The following is a 24,151-nucleotide window of genomic DNA, read 5'->3' on the forward strand; positions in this document are numbered from 1 at the left end:
TGTTTGTGAGGTCAAAATTACATCCCGCTAAGGCCTGGTGAAAACGACAAATCGCCTGCAAAAACAAGTTTTTAAGGAGAAGTAGAAAAGCATGGCTTAAACACCGCTCAAAAGGTGTTTTTTTTCAGGAGACAATTAGGAAAGGCTGCAAATTTGCATTTATCGCAAATCTATCCGCTCAAAAATGCAGAATACAGCAAAGAAATTTAGTTAGAGCGAATGATAATTGCATTGGCAACCCATTGATAGAGAATAAAAGCAATGAGGTAGATGGTCACGAAAATATTAAAAAAGTCTCCGGATTCGTTAAAATTCACGATTCCTAATACCCCGGTTAAAAGCATGGCGATAGAATAAATAGCCAGGGCCGTTCTGCCTTTGCTTTTAGCAGCAGCGGCAAATGTGCCGGCAATAGGTATGGCCATGCTAAACATCAAAATGCATAACAGGAGAAATTCATAATTCCGGAAAAGTAAAAAAGCAATTCCTGAAAGTACCGACACTAAAAGACTAATGCCGGTGAAGTTGGACGACCTGGTTTCATTATCGTCTAAAGCATAACGTCCGTATACATTAAGACGTAAAAAAAGATTAGAGAGCGGAGTAATGATCCAGGTAGTTAAAGCAAAAATTGTGTAAAGCACCACTATGGGAACCGTTATAACCTGTATACCTGGATAGTGATCTCCCAGGGTACGAATAACATTAGAACCAATGTAAAAACCAATAATAACAAACCATTGCGCCTTACCTTTTAAATTTCCTATCCAGAAAGCGTAACGTAAAAACAGCCTGTAAAACAAATAACGCGCTTTTAAAGCTTCTACCATGCCCGCGCGGGCATGACTGTTGCCTGGATCGATGGAAAGTGATTGTTTAAAGTGTTCGAGTGCTTTTTTATGCTCGCTTTTTTCTAAAAGTCCCCAACCAAGATTAGCGTGAGTTGCTGCGTTATCAGGATCGAAATAGAGAGCCTCGTTAATGGTATCGTAAGCTTGCTGTTTATTGTCGAGTTTAATTAAAGCTTTGGCTCTGGCATTGAGGCAACCAATGTTTTCGGCTTCAATGGCCAGCCCTTCATTCGCAGCATCCAGAGCTTTTTGCCACTCTTTTTTATTTAGCAGGAGAATAGATTTTAATTCATAGTATTCTGCTTTATAAGGATTGAGCGTAATGGCCGAATAACAAAAACTTTCAGCTTCTTTTGAGTCTGTTCCCAAAGCAACAATGGCCGCCACATAAAAACTAAAATCATCAGATGGACTTGAAAAGATGCCTTGTTTAGCATGACGTTCGGCATCCTTCTTTTTATCAAGATGCAGAGCGCAAAGTGCCAGCATAGAATGGAAATAGCCATTAGTGGGATCGCTGGTAACAAGTGCTCCGTATTCCTTTTCAGCTTCTGCGTAACGCCTGTGTTCAAAAAGGAGCGCAGCTTTCTGTAGTTGTTTTTCTTCGAACATAGACTATTTTTTTATTTTCAGATAGTCTAAAATTTCGTCGTAGAGCCCCGACTCATTGGCATACAAGGCATAATTGCGCGCTACAGTAAACCATTCTTTGGTAGAGGGAACAACACGTTTTACAGCGGAAGAAAAATCTTTGGTCACAATAGGAGCGGGAATGCCGGTTTTCATGGCTTCTGTGAGCTTATCTTCAATTACCACATCAACCAGTGATTTAAGATCTGCGCCCGAAAATTCTTTGGTTTTCGAAACCACATCTGTTGTATCAAGGTCTTTTAAGGGTTTGCCTTTTAAATGAATATCTAAAATTTGTTTGCGTGCATCTTCATCGGGTGGTTGCACAAAAATAATGCGGTCAAAGCGGCCCGGTCTTCTGAATGCCGGATCTAAATGCCAGGGAGCATTGGTAGCAGCGAGAATGAGAACCCCTTCGTTGGATGCGTCGAGTCCGTCCATCTCGCTTAAAAATTGATTAATTAAATGTCTGCCAGTAGAATTTTTCATGTCAGAACGATTCGCGCCTAAGGCATCTACTTCATCAAAAAATAAAACGCAGGGGGTATTTTTTCTTGCCAGCTCAAATAGTTTGTGAAGGTTTTTTTCACTGTTACCCATCCACATATCAAGAATGTCGTTAATGCCAACACTGATAAATTTGGCGTTCACTTCTCCCGCTGTAGCCCTTGCTATGTGTGTCTTTCCGCAACCCGGCGGTCCGTACAATAAAATGCCTCCACCGGTTTTTTTACCGTAGGCTTTATAAAGTTCAGAATGTGTAATGGGGTGAATGATTTTTAAGCGGATCTCTTCCTTCACCTTATTCATGCCGCCAATGTCTTCAAATTTTGTAGAAGGTCGTTCTATAGTTAGCTTATCACTGAATTGTTCTTGTTCTTCGTTTTCTTCGGAGCTTTGCATTTGCGCAGCGGGACTGCGAAAAACGGCATCTAATTCCTTATCAGAAAGTGTATTATCTTTTGCAAGGGCTTGCTGGTATTGCTCCTGCGCTTGCGAATGTTGACCGTCTTTTAAAAGTACTTTCGCAAACAAAAGATGGTATTCGGCAGCAATAGATGGCATAGCGCATAGTTCTTCAAGAAGCACTTCTGCAACCGCGTAATTTCCCTGGTTGTAACAAGCCTTGCAGAGCCCGCATTTTGCTTCTAAGTTTCCTTTAGAATAGTCGAGTACCAATTTGTATTCTTTTTCTGCGTCAGCAAAATTAGCGCTACTCATTAATATTTGTGCGAGGTATAAACGCAGGGGAACGTTATCGGGTGAAACCGAGAGGGCTTCTTTCAGGTTTTTGATGGCTTCAGAACTCATGTTGTAAAATTATCAATTATTATTTGAGGATGCTATTTTAGCGGCAGATTCCAGTGACCTGCAAATACAAAAGCACTATTTGCTTATCTTTAGACTTTGACAAACAACTTGAAAATAAGTTTAAACACATCCTTGCTCAGCAAGCTCTTTTTATTTCTGGGTTTGTTGCCTTTTTATGCCATAATTGGCCAAACTAAAAATACAGAATGGTTGGTTAGTTCATCGTCGGTTACTTTTAAAATAAAGAATGCGGGCCTAACGGTGAATGGTTCGTTTCTGGGTTTAAATGCAAAAATTAACTTTGACGCATCAAAAAGTGCCGGTAATTCTATACAAGCCACTGTAGAAGCAAAGACTATTGATACAGATAATAATACGCGCAACGCGCATTTAAAAAAAGCGGAATATTTTGATGTAGAGAAGTATCCGAAAATTTCGTTGGTTTCCACTTTTTTCGGAAAAGATAAGGAGGCTTTCAGAGGCTATTTTAATATTACCATCAAAGACAAAACAAAAGCTGTAACGGTACCATTTACTTTCAGTGAGAAAAATGGCAAAGGGGTTTTTAAGGGAAGCTTTACATTAAACCGATTGGACTTTGGGGTAGGCGAGTCCAGCATTATTCTTTCAGATAATGTCACTGTAACTCTTGAAGTAAATGTGCTGAAGAAATAATTAGTCTGTTTCTTTCTCTATCCTTCCGTCTAACAAATTAATAATACGCGAACCGTAAGCCGCATTTTTTTCGGAGTGTGTTACCTGGATAATAGTCACATTACTTTCTTTATTAAGTTTGCTGAAGAGTTCCATTATTTCTTCGCCCTGTTTAGAATTCAGATTTCCTGTTGGTTCGTCGGCCAATAATAATTTAGGATTGTCAATCAAGGCTCTGGCAATACCAACTATCTGTTGTTGTCCGCCGGATAATTGCGTGGGAAACAGATCTTTTTTTCCGACAATATTAAAACGGTCGAGCATGTCAGATACGGCGGCTTTGCGTTCAGAAGACTTCATGTCGCGATACAACAAAGGGGTTTCAATATTTTCGGCAACTGTTAGTTCATCAATTAAGTGGTAAGCCTGGAAGACAAATCCAATGTGATCTTTATAGAGTTGTGAACGGTATTTTTCTTTCAATTCCTTCACACTTTTATCCAGGAATTTGTATTCCCCTTCGTCAAAAGTATCCAACATGCCAATGACGTTTAACAAAGTTGATTTTCCAGAACCCGATGGGCCCATGATGGAAACAAACTCTCCTTCGTTTATAGTTAAATTAATGTCTCGCAATAAAAATGTTTTATTTCCACCGCTGTTTACATACTTGTAGATGTTTTTTAATTCTATCATAAGAAGTTTAGCTAATTATTAAGTAATGTTATTCAGATCTTAAACTCTTCACCGGATTTACAATCGCAGCTTTAATAGCCTTATAACTCACGGCTAAGAAGGCAACGCACAAGGAAGTTAGCATGGCAACCACATATATGCCGGCGTTCATTTGAATGTGGTAAACAAAATTATTGAGCCATTTACTCATTACTAACCAGGCCAGTGGGGCTGCTATTACAAATGCTACACCAATTAAAACGGCAAATTCTTTAGAGAAAAGAATCAGAATACTGGGTATACTTGCTCCCAGCACTTTTCTTATTCCCACTTCTTTTGTTTTTTGAACCACCATAAAAGAAATCAAGCCATACAAACCCAGGCAGGAAATAAAAATCGCTAAGCCTGCGAAGATCTTATAGAGCAGTGCCATTTGCGATTCCTGCTGGTAAAAATTTTCAATGGTTTCGTCCATAAAGGAGCCGTCGTACACATAGTCTGGAAAGAATTTATCCCAGGTATCCTGAATTTCTCTTTGCGTTTTCAACATATTTTGTGTTTGCAGTTTTATACAGGTAAGCTGGTAACGATTTCTTTTTGAAGAGATCATAATTGGTTTTACTTCTTCACGTAAAGAATTTGTTTTAAAATCTTTAACCACGCCACAAATCGATTTCCATTTTCCACCGCCTATTCTTAGGTCTTTTCCCAGGGCTTGTTCGGGCGATGCGATGTTTAATTTTCTAAGAAGGGTTTCGTTCACAACTACGGTACTTATTGTGTCGCTCTTAGCGTAGGCTTTCCCTGCGAGGAATTGTAAGCCAAAAGTTTTAAAATAATCTTCATCGCCAAATTTTAAATACAAAGTAAAATTTTCGTCGGGTTTATGATCTACGGCAAAATTCGTTCCCTGATTACTATCCGAAGAAGGCATGTCGCTGGCGAAGGAGATTTCTGTTACTCCTGGAATTTTTGCAAGTGCTTCTTTAAATGCAGGCTGATTTTTTAGTGTTGTACTATCTGTGTTCCCCCCCAATAATAAAAGGGCATCTTTATTAAAACCAAGATCAGCGTTACGCACATAATTCATCTGGGAAATAGCTACTATAACACCAATTATCAGTACCTGTGAAATAGCGAACTGAATTACCACTAATGTTCTGCGTAAAGAAATTCCACCAACTGTTGCGGAGGTAATTTTATTTCTAAGGGCGATGATAGGCGTAAATCCTGATAGGATAAATGAAGGATAAATTCCCGCAAGCAGGGTAACTAAAATTATGGATAGGATAAAAAAGAGGAAGGTTTGTAAATTAAACAGGCTTAAGTCTTCTTCAATCGAAACAACGTGCTTGATGTAGGGAAGTGCCAGCCATGCCAGGACGAGAGAAATTAGAGCCGCAATAAGAACAATAAATTTAGTTTCTACGATCATTTGCCAGAACAATTGATGACGGTTACTTCCAAGAACTTTACGGATGCCAACCTCCTTAGACCTTCCCACTGCTTGTGCCGTTGAGAGATTTATAAAATTGATGCAAGCCATCAGGATGATCAGAAAGCCAATTAAAGATAAGGTGGTAAGAGTGCTGCGCGCCATAACGTGTGTTCCAGTATTGCCGATGTTCGTATCGTAATGAATTTCTTTTAAGGGGCGAAGTAAGTTTAGCCTTAGATTTTTGCCTTCGTTCTTATAGTATTTTTTTGAAAGCCCGACCAATTGTTTTTCAATGGCGTCTTCGGTAACATTTTCCGGGAAAAGCATGTAGATCTGAAAGTTGCTTGTAGTGGAACCCCAATCATCCTGGTAGTTGTACATTTTGGCATTCTTTATCGTGATAAACGAGCCAATCACATTCATGCGAAAATCTGAGTTGTAGGGTGCATCTTCAATTATACCGGCTATCCGAAAATCTATGGCATTATCAAGTCTTAGAGTTTTTCCTACAACTGTTTTCCAGTCGTTATAATATTTCAATGCAGTACTTTTACTTAGTACCACTGCATTTGGCTGAGACAGTACTGTAGCATTTCCCACTAACCATTTCGCCTGGAGGATATCAAAATACTCTGGATCAGCAAAGTATACGCCGTGATCTTCTACAAATTTTTTGTTTTGCGAGCCTTGTCCTATTGTGATCTGGTTTCCAAAAGTACTGCAAAACGCGCCGATTTTAATATTCGGGAGATCTGCACGCAATGCTTCAAGGGCAGGAAATGGAATTCCCGGAGTATAATCAATGCCATCTGAATAAGTGTCCTGCGTATAAATATGATAGATGTTATCGTAATTCGGTCTGAACTTATCGTAGCTCAATTCATAACGCACCACTAGAAATAACAGGAGACAGGCAGCGATGCCAATAGCGAGGCCGGCCACATTAATAATTGCATAGCCTTTGTGGCGGATTAGATTTCGGTAAGCGGTTTTAAAATAATTGAGAATCATATTAGATGAATTTATTCGGATCTTAAACTAGTAACTGGATTTGACAGGGCAGCACGAATGGACTGGTAGCTAACGGTTATTAAAGCGAGCAATACAATAAGGCAAATGGGTAAAACAAACAGTGCGGGTTTTAAGGACATACGGTAGGCATAGAGTTCCAGCCATTTGTTTATAGCCCACCAGGCCGCAGGAACAGAGATGCAGGCTGCAATAAAAATTAATTTTAAAAAGTCTGAAGATAGATTTTGTATTATTGATCTTGCCGAAGCTCCCAGAACTTTTCTTATACCCATTTCTTTCGCCCGTCTCTCGGCAGACAATGCAGCCATGCCAAAGAGTCCGATACAGGAAATGAAAATGGTAAGCAATGCGGAAAAGGCTACAATTTTTTTCCATTTTTCTTCGCTTTCATACTGTTTATAAATTGTATCATCGAGAAAGCTATACTGGTAGGGAGTGGCGGGAAACATGGTCTTAATTGTCTTCTCAATATGTCGCAAAGCTGCAGTTCTGCCGGCTGGGTTTATTTTTACATACAGCAAGTTATAGTGCATTTGCGGGTCCATTGTAAAGAATTGTGATTTCAATTCCTGTGAAAGCGGACCATTTTGAAAGTTTTTAACAACGCCTATCACGCTATATTTTTTATTGCTGTAATGAAAATCAACAATTTCACCTATTGGATTTTTCCATCCGGCTTCCTTTACAAATTTTTCATTTACCATTGCTGAACCGATGGAGTCGGAAGGAAATTCTTTAGAAAAGTTTCGCCCCATAACAACCGGTATCTTTAACAGGGAAAAACTCTCTTCATCAATTTTGTCCATCTTGAATCCCAGGTTAACTGTTCCATTAACATGCGCCAAGGTATAACGCTCGCCACCTTGTCGACCTGAAACCCTTTGAATTGCGGGTTCTTTTTGTAGTTCGTTTTTTACACTTTGTAATTTAAAAGCAGTCATATTGCCCGTTAGTACAGAGATGATATTTTCTTTTTCGTATCCAAGATCGTAGTGAATCATAAAATTGAATTGAGAATAAATAGCAAGTGTTGCGATAATAAAAAAACTTGCTAAAGTAAATTGCAGAACAACTAAACTTTTCGACAGGTAATTTTTACCTGAAAAGCGTAATTTTCCGTAAAGCGTTTCTACAGGATTGAAGCCCGAGAGAACCAGTGCGGGATAGGAACCGGCAAGAAAACCAGTAAGTAAAAATAAAAGACTATACCCTAAAATGAGTTCGATATCGAAGAGGTAAGAGAAAGAAAGTTCTTTGCCGGAAACAGAATTAAAAAATGGAAGTACTAAAACAACCAAAAGAATGGCAAAGACAAAAGAAAATAAGCTCATCACGAAAGATTCACCAAGAAACTGAAGGATCAACTGTTTTCGCTGACTTCCTACAACTTTACGAATGCCAATTTCTTTTGCTCTTTTTAAAGAACGCGCTACTGTGAGATTCACAAAATTAATGCAGGCTATCAGCAGGATAAATGCGGCAATACCAACAAGTATGTAGGAATAAACGGGGTTGCTGCCATCAGAAAGTCCATTGCCTGAAACGTAATTTGTATCCAGATGCATATCACTAAGTGCTTGAAGATGATAAACATATTTGTCGTCGAATTCGTATTTTTCACGCATTTCTTTTATCTGGATCGCAGCTTCGCTTTGATAAATGCTGTTACATTTTGCAGCTACTATTTTTAAATCAGATCCTGGTTTTAAAACTACAAAGGTGTTCAGAAAAGAATTCATCCATTCTGTATCATTTTCGTAAAGCTGGTGTAACTTGATAGGTAAAAGCATTTGCGCTTTTATGGAAGAGTTTATGGGAGAATTTTTAAGAACTGCAGTTACCGTAAAATCTGAAAAGGCGGTATCTGCATTCATATGTAAGGTTTTCCCGACAACATCTGATTTCCCGAAATATTTCTTTGCCAGATCTTCTGAGATAACCACAGAGTGGAGATCCTTTAAGGGATTAATCGCATTGCCAAATAAAACCGGGAAAGTGAAAACTGAAAGAAAATTTTCGTCAACCCATAAAGCGTCTTGCCAGAGGACATCTTTATTTTTCTGAATGTCGCAGGAGGCAAATTGAATTCTCACAAAATCTTCTATTTCAGGGATATTTTTTTTAAAAGTGGGGCCCGGCATCATGCCTGTGCTGGAAGTATAGCTCACTTCGCCTTTTGAGTCGATCATATCCAGGGTGAGATGATAAATCTGTTCTCCCTTTTTATGAAATCTGTCGAAGCTGGTTTCGTCTTTCGCGTATAAAAAAATAAGCATGCAGCAGGCAATGCCAAGGCTAAGACCAAAAATATTTATAAAGGAAAAAAATTTGTTCCTCCAGAGATTGCGAAGTGCCGTTATGATATAGTTCTTTAACATTTTAGTAGTATGGTTTCATTTAGGTAAATGTTCAAACACTGTTTTTACATATGCTTCACTATTCGGTTCGTAAACTTTTAGCTGGATTTGCGCTGGCCGCTCTAAAAGTTTGTGAGCTTACTGATAAAACGGCTATCGCTAAAGAAATAATTCCTGCCAGAACGAATACCCACCAGGAGAGATTAATATGGTAAGCATAGTTGCGTAACCAAAGACTCATAATCCACCAGGCAAGCGGCCAGGCTATGAGATTAGCAATTAAAACAAGTTTTACAAAATCTTTTGAAAGCAACTGAACAATATTTGTTACCGAGGCACCAAGAACTTTGCGCACACCAATTTCCTTAGTACGCGTCTCAGCAGAATGTAAGGCAAGACCCAATAAGCCCAGGCAGGCAATTATGACAGCGAGAATTCCCAGACCTGCAACTACTCTGCTCACCTTCATATCATTTTTATAAAGCGTAGCAAAATGTTCATCGAGAAAAATATAGCTAAAAGGATAGGAACTTATATTCTTTTTGTACGTAGATTCTACAAAAGCAATAGCTTCTCTGACTTTGGCAGCGTCGATTTTTACGGAAATGTCGTGGAAGCCCCGCGTTCTGTAGTTAACTAAAGCAAGTGTTTCAACTTTGGTATGCAAAGAGTTAAAATTAAAGTCTTCTACTATACCTACTATGGTGCTAACCGAATCATTGCCGGTATCCTGAAAATCTACCATGAATGTATCACCGATTAAGGATTCGTAAGATGAGTTTGGCTTGTCTTTTAATAGTTCTTTTGCCAGTGATTTATTAATAATGAATTCCTTGCCGTTTCCATGTTCTGTGAAATTTTTCCCGGCAATCATTTTTATTTCATACAGCGAGATAAAGTCTTCGTCTACTATGATGCTCGAAGAAGACAGATCGCGTGCCGGACCGTCTCCTTTATATTTGAAACTACTTTGATGCAAATTATTTCCCAGACTTTGAGATGATCCGCTAACACCTTTTACCAATGGGCCCGCCTCTAGCGCAGCCTTTAATCGTGTAAAACCGCCATAAGCTCCAGAAATAGTTATAACCTGATCTTTATTAAATCCAAGCTCTTTGCTACGCATAAAATTTAACTGGCGAATTACAAAAACTGTTGCAATGATCAGGAATGTGGCGCTGGCAAATTGACCAATCACAAGGGAGTTTCTCATATAACTTTTGTTTTTGCTTTGAAAGACACCCTTTAAAACAAAAACAGGTTTGAAGGACGAGAGATAGAAAGCAGGATAAAGCCCGGCGAGTATACCTACGATTACTGTTGCGAGGAGTAATTCAAAAAACATCAGGGGAGATTTCCATGGTAAAAATTGCATATCGTGTTCAGTTAATAAATTCAAATACGGCAGGAAGAGTGTTACAAGAATGGTAGCTAAAAGCATGGAGGTAAATGCTAATAGCATAGACTCACTCAGGAACTGAAAAACTAATTGTTGGCGGTGTGCGCCTATGGATTTTCGTACCCCTACTTCTTTCGCCCTGCTGGCTGAACGAGCAGTAGAAAGATTTATAAAATTAATACAGGCAATTAACAAGACTATTACAGCTATAACACTGAAGAGGTTAGTATAACTTCGGTCAAATTTTTGATAATTAAAATAATCGTGTGTAATGTCGGAAGAGGTTGCGTGGAGATTTTTAACGGGTTGTAAAAACAGTGAAAGCTCTTTAGTAATTTCTTTATTCATGTATTTTGTGAGAAATGCCGGGAAGCGGGATTCAAGCTTTTTGATATCTGCGTTGTCGGAAAGTTCAAGATAGGTGATCATCCAATTGCCTCCCCAGCTATCACTTTCACTAGCGGGCTTCACAATTGTTGTAAGAGAATATAATCCATCAAATTGTAAATGCGAATTTTCAGGAATATCCTGCAGGATGCCAGTTACAGTAAAATGGATGGTATCGCGCATATTGTGGGTTGAAAGGGATTTACCTATAGGGTCTTCTTTCCCGAATAATTTCTCTGCACTTTCTTCCGTTAATACAACACTGTTCTCATTTGCGAGTGCTGATTTTCTATCACCCTTTAGTAATTTGAAATCGAATAAGTCAAAAAAGGAAGCATCTGTCCAGAATACATTGTCAAGAAAAACTTTTTTTTCGTTGTTGGCAAGTCCGGCCATTTCAAAAGACACGAGGCGGGCATAATTTTTTACTTCAGGGAAATCTGCCTTTAATGCTGGTCCCATGGGACACATGGAGAGGGCTACTTTTTGAGGCGCAGCCATGCCTTCCGGACTCTGCAACTCATTGAGTCTGTAAATGTTTTTAGTATGCATGCCATCGAAATTCTTTTCATACTGCACAAAAAGTAAAATGGTTATACACACCGCCATGCCTAATGACAGTCCAACTATATTGATCGCTGAGAAAGATTTACTCTTCCATAAATTTCTTAAGGCGAGCTTTATATAATTCTGAAACATAATTTCTCTATTTTTAAAATCACTCGGTTCGTAAACTTTTAACCGGATTTGCTCTTGCTGCTTTCATAGCTTGAAAACCAACTGTCATTAATGCTATAACCAATGCGAGGCATCCTGCTGTCACAAAAACACCAGCGCCAATAGTAATTCTGTAAGCGTAATCTAACAGCCATTTATTCATGAGATATAATGCTATAGGCGCAGCAATAATGAATGAGATGACGACAAGCTTTAAAAAGTCTTTCGACAAAAGGGAAATGAGACTGGAAACGGAAGCGCCTAAAACTTTTCTTATCCCAACTTCTTTAGTACGGCGTTCGGCAGTATATGCAGCTAAACCAAACAGACCAATGCAGGAAATACTAATTGTTAAGAGAGCAAATAGAAAAGAGAGCTTACTTATGAGTGCTTCATTCGCTAGTTTTTTATCCAATTCGTCATTGATAAATTTGTAATCGAAAGGATAACCTGGGTTACTTTTTTTCAGAGAAGTTTGAATGGTGATTAAGGCCGTCTCTATGTCGGCAGTTTCTTTAATGCGCATAAACAAGGTGTTGGTCTCCGGTGGAGAGCAGAACATTGCTATTGGTTCAGCATTTTTATAGAGGTCATTGTAAACGTAATCTTTAATGATCCCAACAATTTTATATTCTGAACCCGAAAATTTCAATGTGGTATTCAATACTTCTTTGTCTGGATTTATAATATCTGCAAAACTTTGATTGATGATAACGCTGCTCGAATCGCTTTCAGAATCTGAATGAAAGTCCCTGCCCTTGAAAAGTTGAATTCCCGCCGTTTCGAAAAAGCCAGAAGTAATCGCGTCAGTAGAAATCAAAATATTTTTAGAAGGATCTTTTCCCGGCCAGTCGAAGCCATCAGTGTTAGCGCCCACATTGATGATCATGTTTCCCGAAGCAACGCTTGATACAACGCCGGAGGCTAATAATTCTTGTTTTACAAGACTAAGATGATCACGCATGTCTGTATTCATGTCTATACGGATAACATTTTGTGCATTGTAACCCAGGTCGCGGTTTTTAATGTGACGCAATTGCTGGTAAATGATGATGGTTCCAATAATTAAGACAATGGAGGTGATAAACTGCGCCATTACCAGCCCTTTTCTTACAAAGGCAACACTGCCATAACGGTCATAATCCGCACCTTTAAAAATAGCAACTGGTTTAAAGGAAGAAAGGTAAAAGGCAGGATAACTTCCGGAAATAAGTCCGCAAAAAAGTGCCAGTGATAAAAAGATCAGCCATTGCATTGGATTGCTCGCACCCAGGGATAATTTTTTATCTACAAACGTATTAAAGGCTGGTAGTGCCGCTATTACCAGTAAACAAGCAATTCCCATAGCCACTATGGAAGTGACAAGCGATTCTGCTAAAAATTGTTTCACGAGGGAACTGCGTTGTGCACCAATTGCTTTTCTTACACCAACTTCTTTTGCTCTTTTTTGGGCGCGTGCCGTTGAGAGATTCATAAAATTAATACAAGCAATGAGGATGAGCAAAATGGAAATGACACCAAATATTTTCACGTATTGAATTCTGCTTTTTTCTTCTGCGGGTTTTCCATTGGCAAAATTGCTTCTCAGCCGCCAGTTTTTCATTGGCATTAAAAAGGGTTTTGAAAGAGCACCCTCTGCCTTATTACCTATGAAATTATTTATTTTGCGATCAACGCTAACTATATCGTTTTCTGATTTTAATTCAACATAGGTTACCAGGCCGTTCTCGGTCCAACTGCTGGTCCATGGACAGGCCTCTTCAAACAGTTTAAAGGGTGCGAGCCACTGAAAATGAAGGGTACTGTTTAAAGGTGGATTTTTTATGACAGCGCTTATCAGATAGTTTTCCTTGTTGTTTACTTTTAGATATTTACCCACGGAGTTAGTTGTACCAAAAAATTTGGTGGACATCAGATCTGTGATCACGATTGATTTAGTATTTGGGAAGATAGTCCTGGAATTTCCATAAAGAATTTCAAAAGAAAATAATTCCAGGAAAGAAGGATCAACATAATTGCCACGTTCGTAAAACTCTTTGTCACCATAGCTAAATGACCAGTTGTCGCCCCAGCCTGTGCGTGCAGAATTTAAGACTTCTGGTATTTCTGCTTTTAAGGCGGCTGACAATGGACCTGGAGTAGAAGCAGTGGAAAAAGTCTTGCCATCGTAAGTTTGGTTTACCATTACTTCAGAAATGCGATCGTATTTTGTATGAAAACGATCATAGCTTACTTCATCCTGTATCCACAATAAAATCAGTATCGCGCAGCTTAAGCCGAGCGCAAGTCCGAACATATTCAACAGTGAAAAACCATTGTTTTTCTTTAACTGGCGAAAGGCTACTATAAAATAATTTCTCAGCATTTATGAATCTGTTCTTAAACTTTTTACGGGGTTTACAAGTGCGGCTTTTGCCGCCTGCAGTCCAACAGTCATTAAAGCTATAACGAAGGCGAGAAGTCCAGCGATGATAAACACCCAGAAGCCAATGTCAATTCTAAAGGCATAATCCTGCAGCCATTTATTCATAAGATACCAGGCAATTGGTGAAGCAATAACAAAAGAGATTACCACAAGCTTTAAAAAGTCTTTGGAGATAAGTTTTACTATGTCCTGTACACTTGATCCTAAAACTTTGCGAATACCAATTTCTTTAAAGCGTTGTTTTATGGTAAAGGATGCGAGCCCGAATAACCCCAAACATGCTACTAATACGGATAAGAAAGTGAAGGCACTTAAAACATTGCGAATGTTTTTTTCAGTATGGTATAAGCTATCAAAATCTTCTTCGAGAAAACCAGTATCAAATGGACTTTGTGTGGCCACAGTTTTCCATGTTGCTTCGAGCTCTTTTAAAGTAGCATTCAAATTTTCGGTTTTTAAACGAACGCTTATTGTCTGACCCCACTCTGTGGTATAACCCATTACAAGAGGTTTGATTTCATCGTGAAGAGAAGCGAAATTGAAATTCTTTAGAACCCCAACAACTTTTCTTTCACCGCCTAAATCTAATTTTTTTCCAATGGCATCTTTTGGATTTTTCCACCCGAATTCTTTTACGGCAGCTTCATTGACTATAACAGCCTGCTCAGCATCTGATGCAAAATCCCGGGAAAAATTTCTTCCGGCAACTAAATTCATCTGATAGGTTTTAATGAAATTCTCGTCAGCAAAGATTACATAGGAAGAGGCTGTTTCACCGTCTTTAAAGCCTTCTGGAGTCATTAATTGATAGCCTATACCTTTAAAAGAAAAATTATTCACCGAACCCTGTACAACTTTTGAATTTTTTTTAAGTTCATTTAATATGGTCGTTGCTTTGTCTGCATCCTGCGGCTTTAGTTTAAGGTTTAAGATCTGGTCTTTGTTCATACCAATGTTTCGGTTTTGAATAAATTCCAATTGGTTAAGAATAAGGGTCGTTCCGATAATAAGTATGATAGCGATTGTAAATTGAAAAACCACGAGGCCCTTTCTCAAAAATATATCGCTCCATCCATGACTGATCTTTCCTTTTAAAGATTGAACAGGCGCGAACGAAGACATCAAAAGGGCTGGATAAAGGCCGGCTAAAATACCCACGCCTAAAATAATTGAAAGGTTAAGCCACAACAGATCCAGGCTTAGAGTGAGCGGTATGCCGAGCAACGTGTTATAAAAGGGAATGGAAATTAAAACTATAAGAAAAGAAATAAGACTTGCAAAGCTTGTGAAGACCAGAGATTCGCCGAGAAATTGGGAGATGAGTTGCGACCTTTCAGCACCTACCACTTTTCTTAAACCAATTTCTTTTGAACGGTTGAGTGAGCGTGCCGTGGAAAGATTGATAAAATTGCAGCATGCTATCAGCAAAATTAATAGCGCAGCCCCGCTAAAAATATAAACGTAAGTAATATCTCCTTTCACTATCCCTGGAAACTCCGTATCCATATGCGATTTAAGGTGGATATCAGTCACAGGTTGCATTTTAATATGCATAACAAGACCCACCTGTTTATTGATATCTGCCATTTCTTTCTCAAGCATGGCGTTTATTTTCTTTTCAAGAATTTGCGGATTTGTATGCTCTTTAATTAAGATATAAGAAAATATATTGCAGTTTAACCAGGCTTTTTCACCTTCCATAAAGTTGGGATCATTTTTAAAAAGATCGTTTCGTGTTACCGAAGAGATAAAGCAGTCGGTAGTAAAATGCGAGTTTTTTGGAATGTCTTTCATAATGCCGGTTACCATTAAATTAACAGTATCGGCTAGCTGAATCATTTTTCCAAACGCTGGTTCATCACCAAAATACCGCTTGGCCATGCTTTGCGTAATGACAATGTTATAGGGGTTAGCAAGCGCTCTATGCGCATCACCTTCTAGTAGTCCCAGACTAAACATTTCGAAAAGAGAGGAATCCGCGTAAAGAATTTTAGTATCCGGTATTTTTTTGCCTTTGTAGGAGATCTGTCTTTGTGATTCGCTAAATCGCGTAAATGCACTTACTTCCGGAAAGTTATATTTAACACGATCAGCTACAGGGGGAGAGGTGCGTGCAAACTCCACTAATTTTTTTGGTTCTTTCACGCTAGTAACTAATCTGAAGAGGCGATCTGCTTTTTCATTATAGTCGTCATAACTTAATTCGTAACTCACATATAAGTATATGATAGAGCAGCAGGCAATGCTTATGGAAAGTCCAATAATATTAATGGAAGAAAATAATTTGTTCCGGATAATATTTCGCCAGGCTATTTTGATATAATTCTTTAGCATGTTTCAGGGGTTTAAAAAAGCTTAAGATGGAGCAAAGGAAAATTTGGAAAGGCTATTTTTTGTTCTAAATTTTTTGTTTCGGGTTCTTTATGTTTCCTGTTAAATCTTACCAGCGCTGTGAAGGGTTTAATGTAACTTAATTCGTGAGGAATGAATTTACCAGGCGTTACAGGGCTACTTTCGCGTCTTAAATGGGCTTTTAAAAATGCGTTAGCGTTCAGGTTATTTAGGAAAAGTGTAAGAAAAATCAAGCATGCCGCAACATATAGTAAAATAATTTTTTGAATATATAAAAGCTGTTGGGATTTCATTTTTTATATTTTAATATTTTGAGTCACTATCTGCCCATCGAGCATATTGATAACGCGGTGAGTGTAGCGCGAATCATGCTCGGAGTGAGTTACCATAATAATTGTAGTTCCTTGCTCATTTAAATCAGTTAGTAGTTGCATCACATCATTACCGTTTCTTGAATCCAGATTCCCCGTGGGCTCATCGGCTAAAATTAATTTCGGATTATTTACTACTGCACGCGCAACAGCCACACGTTGTTGTTGTCCACCCGAAAGTTGCTGTGGATAATGGTTGCGACGGTGTGCGATCTGAATTTTATCAAGAACTTGATCCACAATGCGTTTTCTTTCTGCAGTTGCTACACCCGTGTAAATAAGTGGAAGCTCTACGTTTTCAAACACGGTAAGCTCGTCAATGAGGTTAAAACTTTGAAAGACAAATCCAATATTGTGTTTACGCATTTCTGCGCGTTTACGTTCGTTGAACTTTGCAACTTCTGTATCGTTAAAAATAAAACTGCCGCTATCTAAATCATCAAGAAGACCAATGATGTTTAAGAGCGTTGATTTGCCGCAACCTGAGGGACCCATGATGGCAACGAATTCGCCGGTATTAATTTCAAATGAAATTTTATTTAAGGCAACTGTTTCAACTTCTTCCGTGCGATAAATTTTTTCGAGGTCTTTTACTTTTATCATATATCTATTACTGGTTTGTTAATGGCTTATCTTTTAAAGGACGTTTTCCTGAACTTTATAATGTTCTTTGCTACGCGTCCAGTAAGGTTTTATAATTTTGTTTTGTTTGTTACAAAGCATCAATAAAACAAAGGTTGCCAGTAAACAAAAAACCGTTGCTTGTACCGACCCTTCAGGCCCGAAGGCGCCACCTGTATACCAGTCTTCGCCTTTAATGGTGGTAGTTAATAAAGATTTGGTAGTAGAGTTGCCAGAAACCGTTGCTCCAAAAATACCTGACTGGCTAAAATTCCAGGCAAAGTGTATGGCAATAGGAAACCATAAGTTTCTTGAGAACATAAATGCTGCAGCCAGGAATAGCCCGGCTTGTAAGGCTAAACCGACTGCTGCGGCTATAGTGCTGTGAGGATTTCCAAGATGCAAGGCTCCAAAAATCAAAGCCGATAAGATCAAAGAAATATAACTTCCTAATTTTTCTTCCAGAATCCGAAAGATTATTCCCCGCACTAAAACTTCTTCGAAAATAGCAGAAGTAAAGGCCATGGTTAAGGAAGGAATCAGAAAAAGAAGGGGGTTTACAGAGAGCACTGTGAATCCACCTTTTAAGTAAATCACTGAAATAGTAAGAGATTGCAAAAGAGCTCCTAACAAAATTCCCACAAGAAGGTGTTGTCCAATTTTTTTTGTGTTGAATTCTGTTACGTCTCGTTTTTCATAATTTTTGAAAAGCAGAGTATAACTTAAAAAAGATAAAACCGCCGTGATCAAGCCAACTATTAAATGTTTTGTCGGTTTTTCTGTTCCAAGATAATCCAGTAATTGCCCCGCAAGGTATTGCCCAAGGCCAACGGTAGCTACTACAGCCACTATCCCGATGATAATTTTCGTTAGTGGGAAGTGTAAAATATTTTGGGCCAGGTTTTTTTGCATGATTTATTTTTTATCTGATAAAATTAGTTCCTGGGTGTTCTCGTAATTATCATAACCAGAAGTAATTATTTTATCGCCGGGCTGTAAGCCTTGCATAACTTCATAATATTCCGGATTTTGTCTTCCGAGCTGAATATCGATTCTGTATGCTCTCGATCCATCATCACTCACTTTAAATACCCAGTTGCCCCCGGTTTGCTGATAAAATCCACCTTTTGCTAATAACACTGCCTGTGTTTCATCGCTTAAAGCGAGACGAATCTGAAGTGTTTGCCCGCGACGGATTTCCTTCGCAACTTCCCCTTCAAATTTCATATCTACCTGGAATTTTCCATTCTTTACCTGTGAATAAACTTTATGAATTTTTAATTTGTAATCTTTTCCATTGAAACTAAATTCTCCAATCAATCCTGTGTAAATTCTTGAGATATAATGTTCATCTATGTCAACGCGAACTTTAAAACCACTTAGCACATCTATTTGTCCGAGACGCTCGCCTTTATTTTTATTCTGGCCAATTTCAGCGTCTAATGAGGTAAGCTGTCCGTCAATAGGAGCACGTACTATAAGATCTTCTACTTTCTGACGCATAATGGCTAACGACTGTTGGGTGCGTTTATATGATTCCTGTGCCTGTTCGTATTCATCTTTTGTGGAAAGGGAATCCTGGTTTAAAATCTTATCCGTCAATATTTTTTTCTTTACGGCGTAATTGTAATTGTTTTCCGATTGTTTGTATTCCTGCAATGAAATCACATTTTGTTCGTAGAGTTTTTTATTCAGAGTGTAAAGACGTTCGGCTTCCCGTAAGGTACTTTCCACATCAGTACCCTGGTTTAATTTCATAATGGTATTTTGTTGAGCCGCGTTTCTTGAAATACGCATCTGCGTTAATAAATTAAAAACAGAAGTTTCCTGGTTAGCCAGGCTTAATTCAAGATCGGTGTTAGAGAGTTTCAGAATGGCTTCTCCCTTTTTCATCATTGCGCCGTCTTCTGCAAATTTCTCCTCTACACGGCCGCCTTCAAGGGCATCTAAATAAATGGTGGTGAGCGGCAATACGATCCCATTTACCGGGATAAATTCTTTAAACGGGCCTTTTTTTACTTCACTGATGGTAAGCCTTTCCATATTCACATTCAGTTTTGAACCTCCTGATGTAAAATAAATACTTCCTGAAATTAATAACACAATGGCTGTTACAAATGCAATTGTCATTAGTTTTTTTGTAGTCCACTTCTTCTTTTCAATAACCCTGTCCATATTCTTTTTCCGGTTTCGTTAGCCAATTTAGATAAAATAAAAATGTATGGTGGCTCAATTAATTTGCAGCTAATAAAGCCACCATACTATCGTAATGAACAAACAACAAGCAACAGATAAGCATAATCGTGCCACAATAATTAATTGTTGAAAATGAAGCACTTATGTTTTTGAGAAAAGAAAAACTGTCCGTTACTGAAACGGATACTGTCCGCTTTTGGTACACTTTTTTAAGATTTATTTTTTAGCGGGAATTCCACAGTTAATCCGAGCTTTCAGGTATATTTATGCCGTCAATATTTTTGTCCTGCGCCAGGCAGGGTATCACGATTAAAAAAATAACAGAAACCCCATATGAATTTAAAGCAGGCAAAAATTTTAGTACTCGATGACGATAAGGATGTGCTTACCGCCATTAGTTTGCTTTTGAAGAAAGAAGTTCAGCAAGTGATCACCGAAAAAAATCCTGAGAATTTATTGGGCCTGCTCAAAAAGCATTCTTTCGATCTCATTTTGCTGGACATGAACTTTAACGCGTCTATTAATACAGGGAACGAAGGAATTTATTGGCTGAAGCGTGTAAAAGAATTGTATCCGGCTTTGTGTGTAATTATGATCACGGCATATGCGGATATTGATCTGGCCATTCGTTGTTTAAAAGAAGGCGCTTCAGATTTTATTGTGAAGCCCTGGAACAATCAAAAGTTAGTAGAGGCCATTGAAGTTATATTAAAGAAAAAAGATTCAGATAAAAATCATATTAAACAGCAAAATTACGGAGATTTAGGTCTTCTGGGTCAAAGCGAGGTGATGCTGGATATTTTTAATAAGATCGAAAAAGTTGCACCAACCGACGCCAACATTTTAATTTTAGGTGAGAATGGAACGGGAAAAGATTTAATCGCGCAAGCTATTCATCAGCGCTCTTTGAGGGCAAAACAGACCTATGTAAAGGTGGATGTGGGTTCACTCACTGAAAGTCTTTTTGAAAGCGAGTTGTTCGGACATAAAAAGGGTGCTTTTACTGATGCCCGGGAAGACCGCGCGGGTAGGTTCGAAGCGGCCAACGGCGGTACATTATTTTTGGATGAGATCGGAAATATTTCACTGCATCAGCAAGCGAAACTTTTAACCGTTTTGCAAAACAGACACATTACAAGACTTGGAACAAATACAACTATCCCTGTTGATTTACGATTAATTTGCGCTACAAATATTCCGTTGAATGAATTAGCCAATGAAACAAAATTCAGAAAAGATTTAATTTACAGGATAAATACAGTAGAGATCATGGTACCGCCTTTACGCGCGCGCAAAGGCGACATTGCTTTACTGGCCAGGCATTTTCTGAAATTTTACGGTAATAAATATTTTAAACCAGAGGCAGAATTCAGTTCCAAAGCTCTGGATAAACTTTGCGCTTATCATTTTCCGGGAAACGTTCGCGAGCTGCAATACATTGTAGAACGCGCCGTTATAATGGCAGATACGGAAACACTTCAACCAGGGGATCTTATTTTTTCGCCAATAGAGTCGGGCCAAAAAATCTTATCAGAAGAAGAGAGTGAGACAAAATTAAGCGCGATAGAAAAACAAACCATTTTGCGCGTGATAGAAAAAAATAACGGCAACATTACCAAAGCCGCAAAAGAACTAGGAATTACACGCACAGCTCTTTACCGCAGATTAAGTAAATATGAAATTTAAGCGCTTCGGTTGGAACATATTTATAAGAGCAGTGTTTGTTTTCGTGACATTGTTCTTTGCATCCTTGTGTATCTTGAAAGAATGGTATCTGGCAGAAATAATTATTGTCCCTATTATCTTCTTCCAGTTTTTAGATTATTATAAATTTCACCGTAAAGCACAAAGTGAAGTGGAGCAATTTGTCGAAGCCATTCATTACCGCGACTTTTCACGTTATTTCGACATCAAAAGTGCGCCTGCAGAACTACAACCCTTCCGTAGTGGTTTTAACGAAATCAATTCTACATTCAAGATCATGAGCAAGGAAAAAGAGACTCAGTACCTGCATCTGAAAACGATTTTGGAAATTGTAGACACGGGAATTTTATCCTATGAAATGGGCCAAGGTGAGATTTTATGGATGAATGAATCGTTAAAAACTTTGCTTCAAATCCCTTATTTAAAAACTATTCATTCTTTAGAAAAAAGAAATAAAGAGTTGTATGAGCAAATTTCTGAATTAGCTGCGGGAAATCATGTGATATCCTCTGTAGTTAGGGATAGCAGTGTTTATAAAGTATTGTTGTCGGCAACTATGTTTCAAAACGAAAATAAAACATATAAATTAATTGCATTTCAAAACATTAACGAAGCATTAGAAGAAACGGAATCTAAAGCCTGGCAAAAATTATTGAGTGTTATGACTCACGAGATCATGAATTCGGTTGCGCCAATTTCTTCTCTCGCAGAAACTTTAAAAAATAATATCCAGGAATCAATGAAGTCTTCTGAAAATTCTAAAGAAACTTTGAGTGATATTGAAACGGGAATCAGCACCATAAAAAAAAGAAGCGAAGGCCTCTTAAAATTTACCGAGACTTACCGTAACATGAGTAAGATCACAAAAGCAAACCTGGGGAAGCTTTTGGTGATAGAACTTTTTGAACAAGTTCAGCAATTGATGCAGCCCACTATTGAAAAAAAGAGCATTGAACTTGAAGTTATTTTGCGCGATCCATTTTTAAGTTTCGAAGCGGACGCAGATCTGATAGAACAAGTTCTGATCAATTTAATTCTGAATGCGATGGATGCCGTGAAAGATCAGGCGAATCCCAGGGTTACGCTTACGGCAGAAACAAATCAAAACGGAAAAGTCACGATTAAGGTTGGCGACAATGGCACAGGAATAAAACAAGAGCTCCTCGATAAAATTTTCATTCCATTCTTCAGTACTAAAAAAACCGGTAGTGGTATCGGTTTAAGCCTTTGTAAACAAATCATGATCCTTCACAAAGGAAATATCCAGATACAATCGAAAGAAGGCGAGGGCACGGTAGTGAGTCTTCTCTTCTAAGTATGCCGAAGACTACTCAGATAACACAAAGTTAGTTTATCTAAATCAGTAGTAATAGGCGAAATTTTCCAGGCGTTTACAATCAACGTCGGGTCGTTTTTTCATAACTCAATAAAGATCTGTAACTAGTTTGTCTCTGGTATCCTCTTTAAAGTCTCCAACAAATAACCCCAATATTTTTGCACTGAACTGATCTGCACTTTTTCGTCAGGTGAATGCGCCCCGCGAATGTTCGGACCAAAAGAGATCATTTCCATCTCGGGATAATTTTTCCCTAAAATACCACACTCTAAACCGGCGTGACAAGCATTAACAGCAGCATCTTCTTTGTAAATTTCTTTATAAAGTTCACTCATTAATTTCACTAGAGAAGAAGAAGGGTTTGGTGTCCATCCCGGATAAGCACCTGCAAAATTTACACTCGCGCCCATCAATTCAAAGGTGCTTTTAATAGCCTGGGCGAGATCCATTTTTTCTGAATCTACCGAACTACGGGTTAAGCATTGAATAGAATACGTTCCATCTTTTACCAAAACGCGTGCAAGGTTGTTAGAAGTTTGTACGAGACGGTCAATATCAGGACTCATGCGGTAAATGCCAACGGGACACGCGTAAACAGAACGCAATAATTTATTTTGAAATTCTTTATTAAAGATAGTTTTAGGTGTATCGATAACAGTTGCTGTTACAGACAAATTCGGATCTGTGGTTCCATGCTCTTGTTTCAGAACAGAAGCCATTTCCTTTATGAAGGCGATAAAATCATAATCACTTTTAGCAGAAATAATAATATCTGAAAACGATTCGCGTGGGATCGCATTTCTCAAACTTCCACCATCAATCTGGTGAATGCTAATACTGAAAAGATCTGCAGCGCGCGTCAAAATACGGTTCATTAATTTGTTGGCGTTACCGCGACCGAGATGGATGTCCATACCAGAATGCCCGCCTGTTAAGCCCTTTACCGAAATACGAAATGCTTTTACCGTTCCACCAACATTTTCCGTTTGATAAGTTCCTGTAGCTGTAACGTCCACGCCACCTGCACAGCCAATCGTTAATTCGTGATCATCTTCAGTATCAAGGTTCAGCATATATTTTGCATGCATCAACCCTCCTTTTAAACCAAGGGCTCCGGTCATGCCGGTTTCTTCATCAATGGTAAATAGAGCTTCTATCGCAGGATGCTGAATTTCTTTAGAAGCAAGAATTGTCATGATAGAAGCCACGCCAATTCCGTTATCTGCGCCAAGCGTTGTTCCTTTTGCTTTTACCCAATCGCCATCTACAAACATTTCAATGCCTTGTGTTGCGAAGTCAAAGTCGGTATCACCGTTTTTTTGATGCACCATGTCAAGGTGACTCTGCAAAGCCACGGTAGCCTTACCTTCCATGCCTTTTGTGGCAGGTTTTTTAATGATCACATTTCCTACTTCATCTTTTGAAGTTTCAAGTCCCAGGTCTTTTCCAAATTGCATGATAAATTCAATCACACGTTCTTCTTTTTTGGATGGGCGCGGCACAGCGTTAAGAGCTGCGAAATTGTTCCAGAGTTCTTTTGGTTCTAATGTATTTAAGGAATTGCTCATAGGATTCAGATTTAGATCGCCAAAAATACAAAGCAGAGCGTTGGTATGCTAAATTAAATGGATTGTTTTCTAAAATCATCCCATTTTGAAGAAACGCATGAAATTCCGTATTTTAGGGGTTCGCAAA

General features: G+C 38.5%; 16 protein-coding genes. 3 read left to right on the top strand and 13 right to left on the bottom strand.

Annotation, left to right across the window (positions count from 1 at the left end):
• Nucleotides 1-206 precede the first annotated feature (206 nt).
• Nucleotides 207-1,463 carry a hypothetical protein gene (locus CNR22_11250; GenBank protein PBQ32321.1) on the bottom strand — a complete coding sequence of 419 codons (1,257 nt, stop codon included), beginning with the start codon at nucleotides 1,461-1,463 and terminating at the stop codon, nucleotides 207-209.
• A gap of 3 nt (nucleotides 1,464-1,466) precedes the next feature.
• Nucleotides 1,467-2,792, bottom strand: coding sequence for a cell division protein (locus CNR22_11255; GenBank protein ID PBQ32322.1), 1,326 nt, complete (start codon nucleotides 2,790-2,792; stop codon nucleotides 1,467-1,469).
• Nucleotides 2,793-2,888: 96 nt separating this feature from the next.
• Between CNR22_11255 and CNR22_11260 the strand changes: the two genes are divergently transcribed.
• Complete coding sequence (locus tag CNR22_11260) at nucleotides 2,889-3,467, top strand: hypothetical protein (protein ID PBQ32323.1); 579 nt, start codon at nucleotides 2,889-2,891, stop codon at nucleotides 3,465-3,467.
• Here CNR22_11260 and CNR22_11265 read toward each other — a convergent pair whose 3' ends face one another.
• The 10 genes from CNR22_11265 to CNR22_11310 all read right to left on the bottom strand — a co-directional run bounded on the left by CNR22_11265 (nucleotide 3,468) and on the right by CNR22_11310 (nucleotide 19,395).
• Entirely contained in the window at nucleotides 3,468-4,142 is a 675-nt protein-coding gene (locus CNR22_11265) for a phosphonate ABC transporter ATP-binding protein (GenBank protein PBQ32324.1), read from the bottom strand. It lies immediately after the preceding gene.
• A 28-nt stretch (nucleotides 4,143-4,170) separates the two neighbouring features.
• Nucleotides 4,171-6,570 carry an ABC transporter permease gene (locus CNR22_11270; protein PBQ32325.1) on the bottom strand — a complete coding sequence of 800 codons (2,400 nt, stop codon included), beginning with the start codon at nucleotides 6,568-6,570 and terminating at the stop codon, nucleotides 4,171-4,173.
• Between the two features lie 11 nt (nucleotides 6,571-6,581).
• Nucleotides 6,582-8,969 carry an antibiotic ABC transporter permease gene (locus CNR22_11275; protein PBQ32326.1) on the bottom strand — a complete coding sequence of 796 codons (2,388 nt, stop codon included), beginning with the start codon at nucleotides 8,967-8,969 and terminating at the stop codon, nucleotides 6,582-6,584.
• 58 nt (nucleotides 8,970-9,027) lie between these two features.
• Nucleotides 9,028-11,433: an ABC transporter permease gene (locus CNR22_11280; protein ID PBQ32327.1), complete on the bottom strand. Its 2,406-nt coding sequence runs from the start codon at nucleotides 11,431-11,433 to the stop codon at nucleotides 9,028-9,030.
• A gap of 19 nt (nucleotides 11,434-11,452) precedes the next feature.
• Nucleotides 11,453-13,816 carry an acetylornithine deacetylase gene (locus CNR22_11285; GenBank protein ID PBQ32328.1) on the bottom strand — a complete coding sequence of 788 codons (2,364 nt, stop codon included), beginning with the start codon at nucleotides 13,814-13,816 and terminating at the stop codon, nucleotides 11,453-11,455.
• The gene (locus CNR22_11290; protein ID PBQ32329.1) at nucleotides 13,817-16,210 is read right to left on the bottom strand and encodes a cell division protein FtsX; all 2,394 of its coding nucleotides are present in this window, start codon (nucleotides 16,208-16,210) and stop codon (nucleotides 13,817-13,819) included.
• An 11-nt stretch (nucleotides 16,211-16,221) separates the two neighbouring features.
• Nucleotides 16,222-16,461, bottom strand: a complete 240-nt coding sequence (locus CNR22_11295; protein PBQ32330.1) for a hypothetical protein — start codon at nucleotides 16,459-16,461, stop codon at nucleotides 16,222-16,224.
• A 63-nt stretch (nucleotides 16,462-16,524) separates the two neighbouring features.
• Nucleotides 16,525-17,202 (bottom strand): phosphonate ABC transporter ATP-binding protein, encoded by a 678-nt coding sequence (locus tag CNR22_11300; GenBank protein PBQ32331.1) that lies wholly within the window; start codon nucleotides 17,200-17,202, stop codon nucleotides 16,525-16,527.
• A 33-nt stretch (nucleotides 17,203-17,235) separates the two neighbouring features.
• Nucleotides 17,236-18,135: a CPBP family intramembrane metalloprotease domain-containing protein gene (locus CNR22_11305; protein PBQ32332.1), complete on the bottom strand. Its 900-nt coding sequence runs from the start codon at nucleotides 18,133-18,135 to the stop codon at nucleotides 17,236-17,238.
• Nucleotides 18,136-19,395, bottom strand: coding sequence for an efflux transporter periplasmic adaptor subunit (locus CNR22_11310; protein PBQ32333.1), 1,260 nt, complete (start codon nucleotides 19,393-19,395; stop codon nucleotides 18,136-18,138).
• Between the two features lie 354 nt (nucleotides 19,396-19,749).
• On the opposite strand from CNR22_11310, the gene CNR22_11315 reads away from it, so the two are divergent.
• Together CNR22_11315 and CNR22_11320 are read left to right on the top strand one after the other, a co-directional pair.
• The gene (locus CNR22_11315) at nucleotides 19,750-21,102 is read left to right on the top strand and encodes a sigma-54-dependent Fis family transcriptional regulator (protein PBQ32334.1); all 1,353 of its coding nucleotides are present in this window, start codon (nucleotides 19,750-19,752) and stop codon (nucleotides 21,100-21,102) included.
• Complete coding sequence (locus CNR22_11320; GenBank protein PBQ32335.1) at nucleotides 21,092-22,435, top strand: ATP-binding protein; 1,344 nt, start codon at nucleotides 21,092-21,094, stop codon at nucleotides 22,433-22,435. The genes CNR22_11315 and CNR22_11320 overlap by 11 nt, the downstream gene beginning before the upstream one ends.
• A gap of 125 nt (nucleotides 22,436-22,560) precedes the next feature.
• Here CNR22_11320 and CNR22_11325 read toward each other — a convergent pair whose 3' ends face one another.
• Nucleotides 22,561-24,024, bottom strand: coding sequence for a cytosol nonspecific dipeptidase (locus CNR22_11325; protein ID PBQ32336.1), 1,464 nt, complete (start codon nucleotides 24,022-24,024; stop codon nucleotides 22,561-22,563).
• Nucleotides 24,025-24,151: the final 127 nt, after the last annotated feature.

The sequence above is a fragment of the Sphingobacteriaceae bacterium genome, assembly GCA_002319075.1.
Lineage (GTDB): Bacteria > Bacteroidota > Bacteroidia > B-17B0 > Aurantibacillaceae > Aurantibacillus.

Coding starts and splice junctions, on each gene's coding strand:
- CNR22_11270 (PBQ32325.1), bottom strand. CDS start 6,570: ATGATTCTCAATTATTTTAAAACCGCTTACCGAAATCTAATCCGCCAC.
- CNR22_11275 (PBQ32326.1), bottom strand. CDS start 8,969: ATGTTAAAGAACTATATCATAACGGCACTTCGCAATCTCTGGAGGAAC.
- CNR22_11285 (PBQ32328.1), bottom strand. CDS start 13,816: ATGCTGAGAAATTATTTTATAGTAGCCTTTCGCCAGTTAAAGAAAAAC.
- CNR22_11290 (PBQ32329.1), bottom strand. CDS start 16,210: ATGCTAAAGAATTATATCAAAATAGCCTGGCGAAATATTATCCGGAAC.
- CNR22_11320 (PBQ32335.1), top strand. CDS start 21,092: ATGAAATTTAAGCGCTTCGGTTGGAACATATTTATAAGAGCAGTGTTT.
- CNR22_11310 (PBQ32333.1), bottom strand. CDS start 19,395: ATGGACAGGGTTATTGAAAAGAAGAAGTGGACTACAAAAAAACTAATG.
- CNR22_11265 (PBQ32324.1), bottom strand. CDS start 4,142: ATGATAGAATTAAAAAACATCTACAAGTATGTAAACAGCGGTGGAAAT.
- CNR22_11250 (PBQ32321.1), bottom strand. CDS start 1,463: ATGTTCGAAGAAAAACAACTACAGAAAGCTGCGCTCCTTTTTGAACAC.
- CNR22_11255 (PBQ32322.1), bottom strand. CDS start 2,792: ATGAGTTCTGAAGCCATCAAAAACCTGAAAGAAGCCCTCTCGGTTTCA.
- CNR22_11315 (PBQ32334.1), top strand. CDS start 19,750: ATGAATTTAAAGCAGGCAAAAATTTTAGTACTCGATGACGATAAGGAT.
- CNR22_11300 (PBQ32331.1), bottom strand. CDS start 17,202: ATGATAAAAGTAAAAGACCTCGAAAAAATTTATCGCACGGAAGAAGTT.
- CNR22_11325 (PBQ32336.1), bottom strand. CDS start 24,024: ATGAGCAATTCCTTAAATACATTAGAACCAAAAGAACTCTGGAACAAT.
- CNR22_11280 (PBQ32327.1), bottom strand. CDS start 11,433: ATGTTTCAGAATTATATAAAGCTCGCCTTAAGAAATTTATGGAAGAGT.